The 16680-nt window shown below is 31.7% G+C and carries 19 protein-coding genes; 8 read left to right on the top strand and 11 right to left on the bottom strand.

Translation table 11 applies throughout. From position 1 onward, the window contains the following. Positions 1-6: 6 nt before the first annotated feature. From ACZ451_RS17440 to ACZ451_RS17430, 3 genes are all read right to left on the bottom strand, one after another. A complete protein-coding gene (locus tag ACZ451_RS17440) occupies positions 7-1197 on the bottom strand; it encodes an acetyltransferase domain-containing protein (protein ID WP_464214691.1) in 1191 nt (396 codons plus the stop codon). Between the two features lie 110 nt (positions 1198-1307). Continuing rightward, positions 1308-1643 carry a cyclic-phosphate processing receiver domain-containing protein gene (locus ACZ451_RS17435; protein ID WP_464214690.1) on the bottom strand — a complete coding sequence of 112 codons (336 nt, stop codon included), beginning with the start codon at positions 1641-1643 and terminating at the stop codon, positions 1308-1310. A 104-nt stretch (positions 1644-1747) separates the two neighbouring features. After that, a complete protein-coding gene (locus tag ACZ451_RS17430; protein ID WP_464214688.1) occupies positions 1748-2881 on the bottom strand; it encodes a sterol desaturase family protein in 1134 nt (377 codons plus the stop codon). Between the two features lie 134 nt (positions 2882-3015). On the opposite strand from ACZ451_RS17430, the gene ACZ451_RS17425 reads away from it, so the two are divergent. The 8 genes from ACZ451_RS17425 (at position 3016) to ACZ451_RS17390 (ending at position 7550) form a co-directional block, all read left to right on the top strand. Continuing rightward, positions 3016-3639 (top strand): tetratricopeptide repeat protein, encoded by a 624-nt coding sequence (locus ACZ451_RS17425; protein WP_464214687.1) that lies wholly within the window; start codon positions 3016-3018, stop codon positions 3637-3639. Positions 3640-3648: 9 nt separating this feature from the next. Then, on the top strand, positions 3649-4986 hold the full coding sequence (locus tag ACZ451_RS17420) for a 2TM domain-containing protein (RefSeq protein ID WP_464214686.1): 1338 nt from the start codon (positions 3649-3651) through the stop codon (positions 4984-4986). A gap of 110 nt (positions 4987-5096) precedes the next feature. Then, positions 5097-5396 carry a 2TM domain-containing protein gene (locus ACZ451_RS17415; RefSeq protein ID WP_464214685.1) on the top strand — a complete coding sequence of 100 codons (300 nt, stop codon included), beginning with the start codon at positions 5097-5099 and terminating at the stop codon, positions 5394-5396. Further along, entirely contained in the window at positions 5387-5722 is a 336-nt protein-coding gene (locus ACZ451_RS17410) for a 2TM domain-containing protein (RefSeq protein ID WP_464214684.1), read from the top strand. Before ACZ451_RS17415 ends, ACZ451_RS17410 begins: the two co-directional genes overlap by 10 nt. A gap of 13 nt (positions 5723-5735) precedes the next feature. Then, entirely contained in the window at positions 5736-6068 is a 333-nt protein-coding gene (locus ACZ451_RS17405) for a 2TM domain-containing protein (RefSeq protein WP_464214683.1), read from the top strand. Beyond that, positions 6059-6397: a 2TM domain-containing protein gene (locus ACZ451_RS17400; RefSeq protein ID WP_464214682.1), complete on the top strand. Its 339-nt coding sequence runs from the start codon at positions 6059-6061 to the stop codon at positions 6395-6397. The genes ACZ451_RS17405 and ACZ451_RS17400 overlap by 10 nt, the downstream gene beginning before the upstream one ends. Positions 6398-6414: 17 nt before the next feature. Continuing rightward, positions 6415-6741: a 2TM domain-containing protein gene (locus ACZ451_RS17395; RefSeq protein ID WP_464214681.1), complete on the top strand. Its 327-nt coding sequence runs from the start codon at positions 6415-6417 to the stop codon at positions 6739-6741. Positions 6742-6794: 53 nt separating this feature from the next. Continuing rightward, complete coding sequence (locus ACZ451_RS17390) at positions 6795-7550, top strand: LytR/AlgR family response regulator transcription factor (protein WP_464214680.1); 756 nt, start codon at positions 6795-6797, stop codon at positions 7548-7550. A 108-nt stretch (positions 7551-7658) separates the two neighbouring features. Here the strand turns inward: ACZ451_RS17390 and ACZ451_RS17385 are convergent, their stop codons facing one another. The 8 genes from ACZ451_RS17385 to ACZ451_RS17350 form a co-directional block, all read right to left on the bottom strand. Continuing rightward, positions 7659-8099: a hypothetical protein gene (locus ACZ451_RS17385; RefSeq protein ID WP_464214679.1), complete on the bottom strand. Its 441-nt coding sequence runs from the start codon at positions 8097-8099 to the stop codon at positions 7659-7661. Between the two features lie 381 nt (positions 8100-8480). Beyond that, positions 8481-9413, bottom strand: coding sequence for a hypothetical protein (locus ACZ451_RS17380; protein WP_464214678.1), 933 nt, complete (start codon positions 9411-9413; stop codon positions 8481-8483). Positions 9414-9588: 175 nt separating this feature from the next. Next, a complete protein-coding gene (locus tag ACZ451_RS17375; RefSeq protein ID WP_464214677.1) occupies positions 9589-10137 on the bottom strand; it encodes an isochorismatase family protein in 549 nt (182 codons plus the stop codon). Next, on the bottom strand, positions 10127-10819 hold the full coding sequence (locus ACZ451_RS17370; RefSeq protein WP_464214676.1) for a hypothetical protein: 693 nt from the start codon (positions 10817-10819) through the stop codon (positions 10127-10129). The genes ACZ451_RS17375 and ACZ451_RS17370 overlap by 11 nt, the downstream gene beginning before the upstream one ends. A gap of 30 nt (positions 10820-10849) precedes the next feature. Next, a complete protein-coding gene (locus ACZ451_RS17365; RefSeq protein ID WP_464214675.1) occupies positions 10850-11824 on the bottom strand; it encodes a family 43 glycosylhydrolase in 975 nt (324 codons plus the stop codon). Between the two features lie 46 nt (positions 11825-11870). Beyond that, positions 11871-13502, bottom strand: a complete 1632-nt coding sequence (locus ACZ451_RS17360) for a M1 family metallopeptidase (RefSeq protein ID WP_464214674.1) — start codon at positions 13500-13502, stop codon at positions 11871-11873. Between the two features lie 40 nt (positions 13503-13542). Continuing rightward, complete coding sequence (locus ACZ451_RS17355) at positions 13543-14874, bottom strand: M28 family metallopeptidase (RefSeq protein ID WP_464214673.1); 1332 nt, start codon at positions 14872-14874, stop codon at positions 13543-13545. A gap of 30 nt (positions 14875-14904) precedes the next feature. Continuing rightward, positions 14905-16629: an amidohydrolase family protein gene (locus ACZ451_RS17350; RefSeq protein ID WP_464214672.1), complete on the bottom strand. Its 1725-nt coding sequence runs from the start codon at positions 16627-16629 to the stop codon at positions 14905-14907. Positions 16630-16680: the final 51 nt, after the last annotated feature.

The raw sequence follows: 16680 nt of genomic DNA, 5'->3' as shown, positions 1-16680 counted from the left end.
AGTGTTTTATAAATAACTTAACCACCATTTGTCTTTATGACTTGCTTTATAGCGCATATACCTTCTGCAAATTGGGTAGAGTAGGAGCACAATTCCAATCCAAATGAGATATACCACACTTAGCGAATACCCATAGCCAGTTAATATGTTTGGATCCATAAACTTATCAAAAGTTAAGATCATCAGGGTCCAATCTTTACCAGCAATAAGAAGTACTAAAATAGCAGCGATATGGATGATAAATACATGTAACACATAGTAGAAAAAGGGAACCCTACCAAATACTAAAAAGAAATCTGTAAGCTTATTTTGTATGTTCTCAATAGCATATAAAAATAATAGCGCAGGTCCTAAGGTTATTAAGAGGTAGTCTAATGATGGAGGGTATTTGGTAAGGTTAAAAAATGAAATAATAGTTTTTGCTGTGGTTTCTTGGGTTTCCCATGGCAATAGATTTGCATAAACATTAGCACCTCTTAAAATAAAAAATAGTGTTATAGCACCTAGACCAATATACAAAAGCCATTTTTTGCGTGTAGCTGCAGAAAAATCAGTTGTATATAATTGTCCAAAACTATACCCTAAAAAGATCACTCCAGTCCAAGGTAATATAGGGTATAAAAATGATACAAAAGTATGATCAGAAATAGAAATAAAATTAGACTGATGCAGGATATACCATAAGATTGATGTGGTACTCTTTCCTTCTAATACAATGCTATCTAAAGCATTATGCCCAAAAACAATAAGTAATCCCAAGATAAGAACAATCCGTTTTGGTAGGTATACTGCAACTCCTAGAATGACCATGCATAGTCCAATAGCCCAAATAACTTGTAGGTTAAAAAAACCAAAAGAAACATCAAACCACCAAAGAAACGTCATGATAAATAGTTCTACAAAAACAAGCCATATACCACGGGTAATTAAAAATTTAGAAAGCTGTTTTGAATTTCGTTTTTGCCCATATAAGTAAGCAGATGTACCTGCAAGAAAAATAAATGTAGGCGCACAGTAATGTGTGATAAAACGAGTGAAAAATAAAATAGGCGTTGTAGTGGCTAAGTTTTCTGGAAAATTGGTGGTTAATGCATTGATATGAAAGTAATCGCGGACATGGTCTAATGCCATAATTACCATAACCAAACCTCTTAAAATATCTATAGATTGAATTCTGTTGGATTTTATTTCATTCATTGAGACTTATTTTAAAAGTTTTACAGGCATAAGTAGGTATCTTTCTTGCTTGTGATACTATTTACTTAATTTCTATAGTACTCATATATTTTGTTCATTTAAGAACTCTATTATATAGAGTTTAGATGTTTTATATAATTATTTAACAAGCCCCTAATTTGTTCAGCTGCAACTGGATTAGCAGAATGCACTTTGAATTTTAAATTTCGTAAGTCGTATCCTGAATCATAAACCAACCATTTTGCAGCAGCAAGTCCATCTGGTGCAATATTACCATTTTCTCCAAGTCCTAGATCATTGTCAAAACTGATATAATCTGGAAGTCCATTATTTTTTATATATTCAACAAATTCAGAATATGTTCTTACAATATCAAATTCAGATTCCATTGATTTGTCATAAATCATTTCAATAGTTCTAACATCATCTAAAAAAAGTTTTTTCATTACGTTTGAGAAAATTTCTGCTAAAAATTAAAACAAACCCGAATATAATAACTTTATTTCTGTTATTTAATTGATTTACAATATTCTAAAATAAAAATTAATAGCTAGCGCTCACTAGCATCCTCCAAAGGTTCATTTTTATTAGGGTTTTTAAAAGGATATACAAATTGTTTGGCAAAGCCTTTTGGGAAAGAAACATCTCCTAAACCAGTACTTTCTGGCCAAGTATCTTTCATAGGGTAATAGGTGCCAAAAAGCATATCAATAAATGGAAAATGAATTGCGAAGTTCTTATCATAAGCATCAGGATTATCAGAATGATGCCAATGGTGAAATTGTGGGGTTACAAAAATATATTTGAACCATCCAAAATTAATACGAGTATTAGAATGTGCTAAAACTGCCTGAAAGGAGACAATAACAATATAGGTTGCAAAAACAGAATAGCTAAAGCCGCATACATAAATAGGAATAAATGATATGGCTCTTACCGCAATTAAATCTATAAAATGTGTTCTAGAACCTGCTAACCAATCTAAATGTTTGGTAGAATGGTGTACGGCATGAAATCGCCATAAATAGGGTACTTTATGAAAAATATAATGTCCTGTATACTGAAATAAATCTGATACTAATAAGGCTAAAAAGAGTTGCGGTATAAAATGTATGGATTGTATTGTTGCTTGAAAACTCGCTAAGCCCATATTTTTAAAAAGAGCTTCTGCAGGTAGTTGTACCAATACTCCTGTGACTTGTATTAATAAATGACTAATTACGAAGTAAACAAGATCTGTACGCCATTCTTCATGAAATTTAGATTGCTCGGGTCTTTTGGGTAAGAATAACTCAATAGGAATAAAGATTACTGTTGAGATTAAGATGTCTAATAGTAACCAATCTAATCCTAAAGAGAAACTTTTTGAGGCTATTGTTTGTGTTTCGGGTAAACCAGTAGCTAAGATAATAGTGATCCCTAATAGTATGGTTGCTATAAAGCCGTATTTGCTAGTTTTACTTAATAATACACTGGTAATTGCAAAACCAAAAGATACGGTAAGTACTCCTAGTAAAATCCATTTTACAAATTGCGGTGTGTATAAATCTCTGAAATCTGATGTGGTAAAAAATTCAGGAAAATAAGCACAAATTACTGCGCCTAAAGCTAATATTGCTAAGAATATTGCAATATATCCACTAATTTTTCCTTCTCCAATTTTAAGTCTTTGGTTATTATTCATGTATTTGTTTTAGTTACGATATGATACTAACATACAATTCAGTATCAAAATTGTACAGTTCGGTAGTTCTTTTTTCTAAAAAGGTGTAAAAATATAGAGTTTTGAGGTATCAATTTAATTAAAATTATATTATCATGAAAAAACAAATTACAATCGTATTACTTTTAATCACGGGATTAGTAGCCGCGCAAGACCAATACACTAAGGGCATGCAAAAGGCCTTTGAGTTATGGGGGCAACAAAAAACAAATGAAGCAGCCAATCTGTTTGAGCGTATAGCCAATGTAAACACAGACAATTGGTTACCTTATTATTATGTAGCACAAATTAATACTATTGCTGCTTTTCAGGAAAAAGAGAAAACTGTACTGAAACAAAAACTAGACAAAGCACAAGAGTATATAGATTTAGCAAAAGCAATTTCTCCGGAAAATCCAGAAATTATGGTACAACAAGCCATGATTTACACGGCTTGGGTAGCTTTTGATGGTGCTACATATGGAATGACTTATTCTGGAAAAATTATAGGGATTTATGCAAAAGCTGAAGTAATAGCTCCGGAAAACCCAAGAGTAGTTTTTGCAAAAGCAGAATGGGATATGGGTTCGGCAAAGTATTTTAAACAAGATACTACTCCGTTTTGTAAGGATATCGAACGCTCTTTAGAACTTTTTACTAACTTTAAGCCAGAAACACCTTTTCATCCTAATTGGGGAAAAGAAAGAGCAGAACAGGTAGCTGCTACCTGCAAAAATTAAACACATAAAATGCAACGATTTTTAAAACATTTGCTTAAAGCTTTCCTTTGGGGTACCATAATTTTTATAGTAATATTCGCATATTTTTATTTCACTAATGATAATTTGTCTAGTATATCCTTTATTGAAATATTAGAACAATACGGAAGGTCTCTTATTTTTGGAATTATTTTATACCTTGTTAATTCATATTGGATGGAGTATTTAGCGACAAGATTTAAGAATGCCCTATTTACTCCAAAAATTTTAACTATTGCTATTATTGGAAATGTGGTGGTTTCTTTAATTGGAACATTTATAGCAAGGGTAATTGTTTTAATACTAATTGATAAAAAACCTTTAGAACCTTTTTTAGCAAATGAAAAATTATCCTATTACTATCAATCGCTTATTATTGCTTTAGTTGTTTCATTGGCTTTTTATGGTGTTTGGTATTATAAATACAAGCAAGAAACAAGAGTAAAAGAACAGAAAATTATTGCGGGTACGGCATCGGCAAAGTTTGATGCCTTAAAGAATCAGTTAGATCCGCATTTTCTCTTTAATAGTTTAAATGTATTAACCAGCCTTATAGAAGAAGATCCATACCAAGCACAAAAATTTACCACTTCTTTATCTAAAGTATATCGGTATGTTTTGGAGCAAAAAAATAAAGATTTGGTTTCAGTTGATGAAGAATTACGATTTGCAAGAACCTATGTAAGGCTATTAAAAATGCGTTTTGAAGATAGTATTGTTTTTGATATTCCTGAGCAAAGTACAAATCCAGAAGCAAAAATAGTACCCTTGTCTTTACAGCTTTTATTAGAAAATGCAGTGAAGCACAATGTAGTAACTTCAGAAAAACCTTTACATATAAAAGTTTTTGAAGAAGGAGGGATGCTGACTATTAGCAATAATTTACAAGAAAAACAGGTCGTTAAAAAAAGTACAGGTGTTGGTTTGCAAAATATAATGCAACGCTACAGTATTTTATCGGACAGAAAAATGAATATTAATAAAACAGCAACGGATTTTAGTGTGCAACTACCGATGTTATCTAAAAAAATATCAGTGATGGAAACACAACAAACCTATATACAAGACAAACGTTATGAAAAGGCTAAAGAAAAAGTAGAAGCTATAAAAGGATTTTACGGAAACCTATTAGCCTATTGTATTGTAATTCCTTTTTTAGCTATTTTAAACTATAATACAACTGATTTCCCTTGGGTGTTATTTCCAATGTTAGGCTGGGGCTTTGGACTGTTAATGCATGGTTTTCAGGCCTATGGTTATAATCCTATATTAGGGAAAGACTGGGAAGAGCGTCAGATGAGGAAATATATGGATGACGATAAGTTTTAAAATATTAAAAAATACAATTGAGTATTAAAAAACAACAATTCAGAAAAGCATATTTAGAAAAGAGACACTTACTCCCGAAATTTGAAGTGTAATCAATTAAAAACTTTACAATGGAAAATTTAGATCAGAATAAATATCAAAGAGCAAAAGACCGAGTAAGTGAAATAAAGAAATTTTATAATAAGGTTCTCTCTTCTCTAGTTACAATAGCAATTGTAGCAGCAATTAACTATTATGTAAATGAGTGGCAACACCCTTGGTTTTTATGGGTTGTTTTTGGAGTAAGTATTAGTTTAATTTTTAGAGCTATAAAAACCTTTAATCTAAATCCTTTCATGAATAAAGAGTGGGAAGAACGTAAAATGAAAGAATTTATGGAAAAAGAAAATAGAGAAAACAGATGGAACTAAACGATATAAATTCAGAAAAAAGAGAAAGTGCTAAAAAGCGAGTAGAAGCGCTAAAAGCATTTTATAGACACTTCGTTGTTTATTGTTTTGTAAACACTATGATTACGCTAATAAAAGTAGTTAGTAAAACATATTATGGTGAAAGTTTTGTGGATGCTTTTTTTAGTTTTGAAACACTTGCGGTATGGTTGTTTTGGGGAATAGGATTATTGATTCATGGCTTAAAAGTGTTTTCTGTGATTTCTATTTTTACTAAAAGTTGGGAAGAAAGACAGCTTCAAAAATATATGGATATAGAAGATAAAGTAATCCAAAAATATAAATAAAGCAGTTATGAAAATGGAGCAAGAACAAAATTTAGTATATGACAGCGCTCAGAAAAGGCTTAAATGTATGAAAGACTTTTACAAGCATCTTTCAGTCTATTTAGCAATTAACGTACCTTTATTATTGTTTATAGTTACTTTACATTTAAAAACTTTTGATTCAGCTATTTTAGGACACCCTGAATTTTTTAGCTGGATATACTGGAACGTAGTATTATGGGGAATAGGTTTAGCTATTCATGGTATTTACGCTTTTAAACCTTTTTCAAAACTTTTTAAAAATTGGGAAGAGCGTAAAATTAAAGAGTTGATGAACAAAGAAAATACAGAAAACAGATGGAGTTAGGACATACAAATTCAGCAAAAATAGAGCGAGCTAAAAAACAAGTGGAAGCTGTTAAAGGTTTTTATATACATTTATTAGTTTACATTCTTGTAAATTCATTTATAACTGGTGTTGTTGTGGTAGCACATGTAAACAACGGGCAAACACTAGGAACGGCATTTTCTAACTTAGGAACAATTTTTACGTGGTTAGGTTGGGGGATTGGTTTAGCTTTTCACGCCGCTAGAGTATTTATACGCAACCCATTTTTTGGAAAAAATTGGGAAGAGCGTCAGATTCAAAAATATATAGAAAAAGATAAAAATGAACTTACTAAATATAGGTCATAATTTTAAAGCATAAAGAAATGGAAAATAAGCAATCACCAGCCTTTATAAAGGCAAAAGCAAAACTTAAAATGCTTAAAGGGTTCTATAACCATTTAACGGTTTATATACTAGTATGTGCAGTGCTTTTACTATTTAGGACTAAGATTAAAGTTACTATTTTTAGTGCAGAAGCTTTGGGGAATCCTGAATTTTTAGAATGGATCAATTGGAATATATTTGGCACACCGATTATATGGGGAATAGCATTGCTCATTCATGCTATTTGTGTTTTTAGTCCTTTTTCTAAGTTTTTTAGAAATTGGGAACAACGCCAGATTCAGAAATATTTACAAGACCATAAATAATAGTATTGGCATAACTAATAATTACACTATAAAGCAACAACCTAACTTAAACTATGAAAACAATTATTATAGAAGATGAGAAACCCTCAGCAAGACGATTAAACCGCTTACTAGCAGAACTAGATGTTACCGTTTCTGTGATGTTGCACTCTGTTGAAGAAGCTATCCAGTGGTTTCAGAACAATGAACATCCAGATCTCATCTTTTTAGATATCCAATTGTCAGATGGACTCTCTTTTGAAATTTTTGAAGTGATAGATATTCATAGTTCTATTATTTTTACAACGGCCTATGATCAATATGCTTTGCAGGCTTTTAAATTAAATAGTATTGACTATTTGTTAAAGCCTATAGATGACGAAGAGTTAGAAATAGCGGTAAAAAAGTATAAAAATCGTGCCCCTAAAACAGAAAAAATAGCATTAGATTTTGAGGATATTAAAAAGCTTTTAGTAAATCCGGTAGATCGCGAATTTAAAACTCGGTTTACGGCAAAAGTTGGGCAACATATTAAAATTATAAATGCTGATGATATTGAGTGTTTTTATAGTGAAAATAAAGGTACCTATGCCGCAACAGTAGATGGTAGAAATTACTTGATGGAAACTACATTAGAAAATTTAGAGCCAGAACTGTCTCCTAAAAATTTCTTTAGAGTAAGCCGAAAATTTTATGTGAATATTAATCATATTAAAGATATTGTTTCCTATACCAATTCTAGACTTCAAATTAAACTTCATAAGTTTAATGATCAAGAAATTATTGTAAGTAGAGAGCGGGTAAAAGATTTTAAATTATGGTTGGAGTAGGGGTGAATACCATTTTCTATTATGACTAGGTATTGTATGAGGAGACTAGTAAATATGAATGCTAACTATTATTTTTGATAAACTAAAGCTAGCTGGGGGGATAAAATTTTATTCTGACTTTTTACCCCAAATAGACTGCCTTTCAAGAAAGTATGTTGTTAATTTGTTTCCATCAAATTCTCCATTTACACAGTCTCCCAAGTTTGGATGAGCTTTTAATCTTTTATAAAGAGACTTTCCTTCTCCATCGTTTACAATTAAAGTATCATTAACTATAGAGATGCTACCTTTATTTATGGGTTTATGATAACCTCCTAGTTCTTCTATATAAAGAAAATCACCTTTTAGATGATATTTTACAGATGGTACCCAACCAATCTCGTTAATACGATAGACTTTATCATCGGTTATATAAAATTCAAAGTAGTAATTTTCACCTTCTGAGGTATAAATTGGACACCAATTTCCTTTTAATTCCTTTTTATTGATTTCTTGTGAATTACAAGAAATACAAACTAATAAAGTGAGATATGTTAATATTTTTTTCATCACTATTTCTTAACTTTTATAGTATTCTTTATATACTCCATCTTACGTTATACTTTATCTCAAACTTTTTTTATTCGAAAAATGCATGCATAATATCGTATTGCTCATAGATAATTGATGAATCCAGTACGTTAATATGTTGCAAAATAGCAATAGTATTTATTACGTTGAGTATTATATTGTATAAAACCCGTTGTGCATTTAGAATAAAATTCTGTCAATTCGAGTAATTTTTAGGAATGAAATGAGTAAAAATTGTATCGAGAATAAGAGTTTTAGTTCCAAAACAGTTCTCGATACACTTTTTCGTACCTTAAAAGCACTCGAACCGACATTTTAGGACTATTAAAAATCCTGAATGCATAACGAGTAAAGTATTATTTAATTATTTTCTAGGATCAATTCTAACATTCCATACCCAGACGAGTGAGAGTCTTTTGTTGATTTTAGTAGGCTTTGTCTATAATAGGCTAATCCTTTTGGAAACATAGCTCCATGACCAACTTGCCCTCCTATACTCTTTAAAGTGATATCTAAATTCCATTCTGGCGCTATTACCTGAATTATTTTTGGAATATTTTTTCTTTTACTGATAGCATCCGAACTTGTATCGATAGTTTTTAGTGTAAATCCAGGAATTGTTTCCACTACTATTTTACTTTCTTCTAAAGACCATTTTGTTGCGGTTTGGATTCCTTTATGTTGTTCAAAATGGTAAAACTGACCTTGAATTACTAATGGAATCCAGTAAAAACTTTCAAAATCTCCAAAATCTTTCACTTTTTCTTTTCCCCAACGGATCCTTTCATAGATCATCCACCCAGTTCTTGTTTTTCCTTTTACGGAGGCCGTTGTTCTAAAACCGTATATTTTCTTTTCCTTAGCATTCGTATTTTTTGGCATCAGTACCCATTCTTCCGCATTAGGAATTTTAAATCGTACTTCAGGAGCGTCTTGTATCTTTGAAATTATTTCTCGTGAAGTAGTATTAAATTTAAAAAAAGAATTGTTCTTATGTTCCCAAGCTTCTTTTGGAATATCAGATCCCTCAGACGCAATATCTTTTTTAAAATATCCTATAGGCCAATTTCCTTTTGTACCATACCAAACTTTAAATTCGGTTTTATATCCTTGTTCACTAGGAGACCAATTAATGTCGGCAGGAATTACTAAGGGAGCACCCCCATCATCTGCAATAAAAACAAAATAATCACTGTAGTATGCTATAGGATTGTTGGGAGAAGAGAACTTGTTAAAAGAAGTAATACTAATGAAAACGATAAATAGTAAGATAAATCGAATAGGTGATTTCATATATTCTTTTAATCAATAGCCGTTTTGAATTTTAAAAGCTTACAAAATTATCTTGAAGTGTATAACATACAGAAAAATCTAAATCTCTAAGAAGTATTACAAGGTTTTTTGTTCGGAGAATTTCTTTTTTCTGAAGAAAACTAATCATTAAGAAAAGCTAGATGTTATACTAAAGCTAAAAATTCTTTTTAATCTCATTAAAACTTTTTACCATTATTTCTCCTTTAGTAGGTAGCATATTTTGCCATACCCAATTATAATGATCTATCACTTGTTTGGCTTTTAGTTGAGGTCTGTCTCCTGTAGTATGGCAGTCTGCTACAACAGTAATAGTATAATCTTTTGTAATTGCAGATTGTATGGTAGCTTCAACACAAAAATCTGTGGCACAACCTGTAATATAGATGTTATTGATATTTAATTCTGTTAGGCTATTTTGAAGATTAGAATTATAGAAAACATCATTTGCATATTTATCTATTAAAATATCAGTTGACTCCACTACTAGATCATTTAACAGTTTCCATTCTTCAGTATGTTTTTCAAATTCACCTGTTCCAGAACCATCATGTTGAATATAAATAATAGGAAAATCTAAATTTCTAAAAAGTGTAGCTAGTTTATTTATTCGAGTAACAACTCCATGAGTATCATAACGAGGCGTTTTAGGAATAAAAGAGCCTTTTTGCATATCAATAATGAGGAGCGCACTTTTAGTTTTCATCTACTTCTTTTTTGTCTGATATATGAGATATAGGTATAGGAATATTTTTTTTAGAATCTATATCAGAAAAATCAAAGAAGAGTAGCCTCAATCCAATTATCTCATCAATTTTTTTTCTTTTTTGATTAGACAATTCTGAAATATTTTTTTCGTACCATTTTTTAGATAAGTATTCTTTATAATTATTAATCCCCCTTACAACTTCAATTACTGCTAATTGTAAGTTAACAATAGATGAATATTTGTTATTCATTATGATATCAAATCTTCCAGTTGCAATAGAATCAAAAGAATTTGTCTCTGGAATTTTTACTTTTCTTTTTAGACTAGAAGATATATTAGGTTTGCCAAGTTGTAAATACTTAAAAGAGTTTAGATGCAAAGAGTCTAGATTAGTTAATTCGTGATCAAATAAGACTTGTTTGTTATCGTTTATGTTAACATGGGAATTAAACCTAAAGCAACCACCAAAATCTCCAATACTATCCTTTAGAAAGTTGTATTCTGATAATGCCTCAGAAAAATATGTTGAAGATGGATATTTCTGAATAAATTTTCCATAATCAATATAATTTCTTGACTTTTTTGTTTGAATCCATTCACTTTCTAAAAAACTATTTTTTTTAGGATTTTTACATTGAATGAGAAACATTATTAATACTAAAAGGCTAACGTTCCTCATAAATAATTTTGTTTTAGTGTTTCTTAAGTTTTATTTCTCCTTCGTATCAGCATCAAGATCTAAATAATTAATCTTACCCTCTTTATCAAAGGTGATTTCATCAAAACAAATAGAACGGCGATGGTTGTTCTTAGACAATTTCATATTATGATAAAAAACATACCATTTTCCTTTAAATTCTACGATAGAACCGTGCGAAGTCCAAGAATCTACAGGACTCATGACTTCACCAACAAATTCAAAAGGGCCTAAGGGGTTATCAGCCATAGCATAAACTAATGTGCTTTCTTCTCCCCATCCATTAGAGTACATAAAATAGAATTTCCCTTCTCGTTCAAAAACCCAAGGGCCTTCTCCATAAAATCCACCTTTTTCATTTTCTTTATCACCTTCTATACCCTTAATTTCTAATGGCATTACATCGCCATCCAATTCCATCATATTCTCGTTGAGTTTTACCACTCTAAGATCACGACAGCCAAAGTACATATAGGCTTGGTTATCGTGTACTAATAATGCTGGGTCTATAGGCTCACGACCTATTTTTTCGATCTGATTGGTGTGGTCTATCAAAGGTTTTTTTAACTCATCTACAAACGGGCCTTCTGGAGTATCACTTACGGCTACTCCAATTTTTGCACGCTCTACCGGATAATAGAAATAATATTTTCCATTTCTGCTAATAGCGTCTGGTGCCCATGCCCATTTTTCGGCCCAATCTATCTGATCTATACTTAAAATTGCGCCATGATCTTTCCAATCTACTAAATTATCCGTTGAAAAAACATGCCAATCTAACATATCAAAATAGGTAGCATCATTTTCATCATGCGAAGTATACACATAAAGCTTGTCATTAAAAACTCTTGCGGAAGGGTCTGCAGTGTACATATGTTTTACTAACGGATTGCCTTCCATTTTAAATTCTTTGGTTTCTTGCGCATTACTAAAAAATGAACTTAAAAGGGCTGCTAGGCTTATTATTCGTATTTTATGAAAATTCATGGGTTTTGTTTATTGGGTTAAGATTATGGGAAGCAAAATAATAAAATTATTGGGTATTCTTTGATTTTATATAATAATTAGGATCTACTTTTACAGATATAACATTATTTTCTATTTGCTTAGTTTTCCATTCATTAGATGGGCTTAGCCAAATGGTTGAATTATCATTTATAGCAACCTCTACAGGCATGTCAAAATCTTTTACAATATTAGTGTATCTGTAACTGATGCTTTTTTCATCAAATTTATATTCTAATACTGGAATTTTTGTTGTTCTAAGATATTGGTTAAAAAAGGCTGAGAGGTCTTTTTTAGTATGCTCACTAATATAATCTTCTATTTGTTTCGTAGTTACGGTTTGATGATAGAATTCCGTATTTAAGCCACGTAAAATTTGTCGCCATTTTTCATCGTCTTCTACTAACTGACGTAGGGTATGTAACATATTAGCGCCTTTGTAATACATATCTGAACTACCCTCTTTATTTACATTGTACGGTCCTATAATGGGTTTGTCATTTCTAATCCTTTTTCTAATCCCAATAATGTATTCAGAACTTGCTTTTTTTCCATAATAGTAATCTAAAAATAAGCTTTCAGAATAATTGGTAAAGCTTTCATGCAACCACATATCTGCAATATCTTTATTGGTGATATTATTAGCAAACCATTCATGACCAGCTTCGTGGATAATAATAAAATCAAATTTTAAGCCCCAGTTTGTTCCAGATAAATCTCGGCCTAAATAACCTTTTTTGTACTGATTTCCGTAGGTAACAGAGCTTTGGTGTTCCATACCTAAATAGGGTACTTCTACCAATTTAAAGCTGTCTTCATAAAAAGGATATGGCCCAAACCAATGTTCAAAGGCTTTCATCATTTTTGGCGCATCTTTAAAATGTTCTTTTGCTTTTTCTAAGTTATCTCTAAGTACATGATAATCCATATCTAGGGTTCCTTTTTCCCCTTGGTATTTTTCTCCAAAAGAAACATAATCTCCTATATTGATATTTACCCCATAATTATTTATAGGGTTGCTTACAAACCAGTGGTAGGTGTTATCCTTTTCTACTTTACGTAAACGTCCGTTAGAGATATTCATTAAGCCTTTTGGTACCTTTACACTAATTGCCATACTATCTACCTCATCATACATATGATCTTTATTAGGCCACCATACGCTTGCGCCAAGGCCTTGGCAAGAAGTTGCTACAAAATGATTTCCATTGGAGTCTTTTTTCCATGATAAGCCTCCATCCCAAGGAGCATTTTTGGCCTCTCTAGGATAGCCTGAATAATGAACAATAATTTCGTTAAATGCTCCTTTTTTTTGTTTCTTTTTTAGGGTGATAAAATGCGCATTTCCATTAGACTTTATTTTTAAAGATTTCCCCATTTGGGTTACTTTTTTAATTTTCATGGGGGCTTGTAAGTCTATCTGAAGTATTTGTTGTTCTGCTAAGACTTTATATCGAATAGTATTTTTACCAGAAATAAATTTTTTATGAGGCTGTACTTCAATATCAAGGTGATAATAATTTAAATCCCACCATTCTCGCTCTGGCGTTATGCTCCCTCTTAAGGTATCTTGTTCCGTAAATTTATTTTTGCCTTCTAGTAACTGTGCGTTGAGACTTAAACCAATACAGAAGCTGAAAATGAATACTATTCCTCTCATTTTTTAAAATTCAACATTTATAATTTACAATTGAATGTATTTATCTAAAAATTCCGTTTGGAAAAACAACAGGACTTTCATGTCCATCTTTGCCTACTGCTGCAACTCCGAAGAAAAAATTATCAATAACAATACCATTTAACAGATATTCAGTAACATCGCCAACATAACGGCTATGATCCCAAGTAGGTGATGTGGTATCTCTCCAATAAATTTTATAACCTATGGCATTGGGTACTTTAGACCATTTAAACTTAGCGGATGGTTCTACAATACCACCAATTTCTACTTTTTCCGGTGCTGGAGGCGCCCATGCTAAAGATGCTAAGTTAATGGCGTTTACAGCGGTTAATTTTTTAGCATATTCAAAATTTACGTGTTCTAAAACATCTCCGTAGTTAATACCATTTTCGGTACGCACATCTTGGTGTTGCTGTGTATAGTTTTCATGAGCTTCCATAATACGGATACCTGCAAAACCTAAATCGTTAAAAGGTCTATGATGACCACCTCTACCAAAACGATCTAAACGATAGATCATCATAGGATTCATTTCTGGCATGTATGTTTTTACATTTTTGTGAATATAACGCGCTAATTGTCTTGAAATACCGTCTACTTCACCTCCATAAAAACGTCTAGCATTCCGTTGTTTTTCAGTTTCATTTGCAGGTACAGGTTCAGAAAATATGCGAAAGTCTCGATTGCTGGTTACGCCATCTACACCAGTAATATTTCCAATCATATCATTATTTAAAATACCAATAATATCCCATCCTTTTTCTTTAGCATATTTTGCCAGGCCAGCACCACCAAAAAGTCCTTGTTCTTCACCAGAAAGCCCAACATAGATAATGCTATTTTCAAATTTATATTTGGAAAGTACTCTCGCTGCTTCAATAGTGCCTGCCATTCCGCTAGCATTATCATTGGCACCTGGAGCATCTGTAGTAAAATCCATAGTATTACTTGCTCTAGAGTCTATATCGCCACTCATAATTACATACCTATTAGGATATTTTGTTCCTTTTTGCACCGCTACAACATTTACCACCCATGCATCTTTAGGAATTCTTCTGCTCATAGCTGTAGTAACAAAATCTTTCTGATAAAAAACATCAATGCAATTATTACATTTTTTGGAGATGCTTTCAAATTCAGATTTTATCCAACGTCTTGCAGCTCCAATACCTTGTGTAGTAGAAACCGTATCACTAAAAGTATTTCTGGTACCAAATTCAGTGAGTGTTGTAATATCTTTTTCAATTCTTTCTGCGGAAACGGCATCTACAATATCATAAATACGCTGATCTGTTTGTGCGTATATAGCTGTTGTAATTAAAAGAAGGCAGAGTGATAGTAATTTTTTCATTTTTTGTGTTTAAAAGTCAATTGTTGTTAATTATTTTCTTAGGAATGTAACCTTAGCTATTTTTCCATTTTCAATTTCGTAAATGGCTACAGCATCAAAGTAATTATCATTAGCTCGTACATATTCTTGATCGATAACTTTATTTCCAATAACTATTCTATTTTTAAGTTCGCAATAAAGATTAGGGGCTCTTTCGAACATTGCTTCAAAGTTTTTTCTCATATCAGCTTTACTTGCTACGGAAATTTCTTCTGGAAAATTATACAGTTTTATATCGTCTGCATAGGTATTCATAAAAGTATCGATATCTCTAGCGTTATAGGCATTTAGTTGTCTTTGTACAATGTATTCTGGAGATTCTTTACTTATGGTATTTAAGTCTAGTACTTTACCACTTTTAATAACCGATGTTATCGTAGTTATATTCTCAATATTTTCTAAAGGATTTTTATCCAAAATAACAAGATCAGCCAGCTTACCTGTTGCTATAGATCCTAGTTTTTCTTCTAGCCCAAAGCCTTTAGCAGCGTTTATGGTTGATGCTTTAAGAATTTCTATGGGGCTAAGTACATTTGCCATAGTTGCAGTCTCTTGCAAATAGGAAGAGGCGTGCATTGTGCCAATATTTCCGGCATCTGTACCCGTTGCAATATTGATACCTGCATCTGAGAGCATTTTTAAATTATTCAGCATTATAGCATCTTTAGTAGCATAGTTTTTAAAGATGCTTCTCTCATTTTTACGCATTACTTTAACAATCTCCGGAGCTTGCTCATCGGTATACTGTTTTACATCTGTCATAGTTGCATAGCTAATAGGGTTAGCAAAAGCTAAATCTATAGGGTGGTTGCTAGGTTTGCCTAAAAAAGCACGACCATAATTTTTAGCAACAATTAGTGTTGGGATATAGGTAACCTTATTTTTTTGAAGTAGGGCTATAAATTCATCATCTACTTTTACATCATCCACACTATGCACTAAAATATCTGCCCCAGCTTTCACTACCATTTTTGCTGTTTCGAGATCGGTAGCATGTACCGTAAGTTTTAAATTATTTTGATGCGTTAATTTAGCAATATGCGCTACAATAGGGGCTACCCTTTCTAAAGTCATTTCATTGGTAATTATACCCCAGATTTTAATAAAATCTGGTTTATAAGCCATCATTTTATTAAAATGTGCTGTTGCTGCGGCTATAGTTTTAATTTCCTCAATAGGGATATCTTCTATCTTAGAGAGTGCCTCTGGTTGATAAGGCGAAAATAAAGGTCCTGTTACATATATATTTGGGGCTATATGCTCTGCTGCTATTGAGTCTCGTATAGTAAAATTAGAAAAGGGTCCCCCAACATCCATTACTGTGGTAATGCCTAATCTTAAATACCGCTTAAAATGATCCGTAATAATAGAATTCGCAAATTCTATTTCTTTTTCATAGGGTTTAATAGCAGTTAAGTCTATAGCATCAGGTCTTGTGTATAGACTTCCTGTCTGAAAAAAATGCATATGTGTATCTATCAATCCAGGGATGATAAATTTTCCAGTGGCATCTATAATTGTAGTTTGTTTTTTGGTTTTAATTTTTCGAGAAGAAATTTTTATAATCTTTTCTCCTTCAATTAAAATATTTCGCCCTACCAAACTTTTCCCTGTTTCTACATCAATTAATGTGGCATTATTTATTACTGTAGATTGTGCTATAGTATGTAATAAAAAAAGGAAAAACACACATAAAGTAAGGCTGTATTTTTTCATGCTAGATATTATTTTTTAGTCTGCACTAAAGTACGTTTATCTCTAGGTTTA

The sequence above is a fragment of the Allocellulophaga tsushimaensis genome, from assembly GCF_055383085.1.
This window is presented reverse-complemented; position numbering and strand designations above follow the sequence as displayed.

Coding starts and splice junctions, on each gene's coding strand:
- ACZ451_RS17440 (WP_464214691.1), bottom strand. CDS start 1,197: ATGAATGAAATAAAATCCAACAGAATTCAATCTATAGATATTTTAAGA.
- ACZ451_RS17435 (WP_464214690.1), bottom strand. CDS start 1,643: ATGAAAAAACTTTTTTTAGATGATGTTAGAACTATTGAAATGATTTAT.
- ACZ451_RS17430 (WP_464214688.1), bottom strand. CDS start 2,881: ATGAATAATAACCAAAGACTTAAAATTGGAGAAGGAAAAATTAGTGGA.
- ACZ451_RS17425 (WP_464214687.1), top strand. CDS start 3,016: ATGAAAAAACAAATTACAATCGTATTACTTTTAATCACGGGATTAGTA.
- ACZ451_RS17420 (WP_464214686.1), top strand. CDS start 3,649: ATGCAACGATTTTTAAAACATTTGCTTAAAGCTTTCCTTTGGGGTACC.
- ACZ451_RS17415 (WP_464214685.1), top strand. CDS start 5,097: ATGGAAAATTTAGATCAGAATAAATATCAAAGAGCAAAAGACCGAGTA.
- ACZ451_RS17410 (WP_464214684.1), top strand. CDS start 5,387: ATGGAACTAAACGATATAAATTCAGAAAAAAGAGAAAGTGCTAAAAAG.
- ACZ451_RS17405 (WP_464214683.1), top strand. CDS start 5,736: ATGGAGCAAGAACAAAATTTAGTATATGACAGCGCTCAGAAAAGGCTT.
- ACZ451_RS17400 (WP_464214682.1), top strand. CDS start 6,059: ATGGAGTTAGGACATACAAATTCAGCAAAAATAGAGCGAGCTAAAAAA.
- ACZ451_RS17395 (WP_464214681.1), top strand. CDS start 6,415: ATGGAAAATAAGCAATCACCAGCCTTTATAAAGGCAAAAGCAAAACTT.
- ACZ451_RS17390 (WP_464214680.1), top strand. CDS start 6,795: ATGAAAACAATTATTATAGAAGATGAGAAACCCTCAGCAAGACGATTA.
- ACZ451_RS17385 (WP_464214679.1), bottom strand. CDS start 8,099: ATGAAAAAAATATTAACATATCTCACTTTATTAGTTTGTATTTCTTGT.
- ACZ451_RS17380 (WP_464214678.1), bottom strand. CDS start 9,413: ATGAAATCACCTATTCGATTTATCTTACTATTTATCGTTTTCATTAGT.
- ACZ451_RS17375 (WP_464214677.1), bottom strand. CDS start 10,137: ATGAAAACTAAAAGTGCGCTCCTCATTATTGATATGCAAAAAGGCTCT.
- ACZ451_RS17370 (WP_464214676.1), bottom strand. CDS start 10,819: ATGAGGAACGTTAGCCTTTTAGTATTAATAATGTTTCTCATTCAATGT.
- ACZ451_RS17365 (WP_464214675.1), bottom strand. CDS start 11,824: ATGAATTTTCATAAAATACGAATAATAAGCCTAGCAGCCCTTTTAAGT.
- ACZ451_RS17360 (WP_464214674.1), bottom strand. CDS start 13,502: ATGAGAGGAATAGTATTCATTTTCAGCTTCTGTATTGGTTTAAGTCTC.
- ACZ451_RS17355 (WP_464214673.1), bottom strand. CDS start 14,874: ATGAAAAAATTACTATCACTCTGCCTTCTTTTAATTACAACAGCTATA.
- ACZ451_RS17350 (WP_464214672.1), bottom strand. CDS start 16,629: ATGAAAAAATACAGCCTTACTTTATGTGTGTTTTTCCTTTTTTTATTA.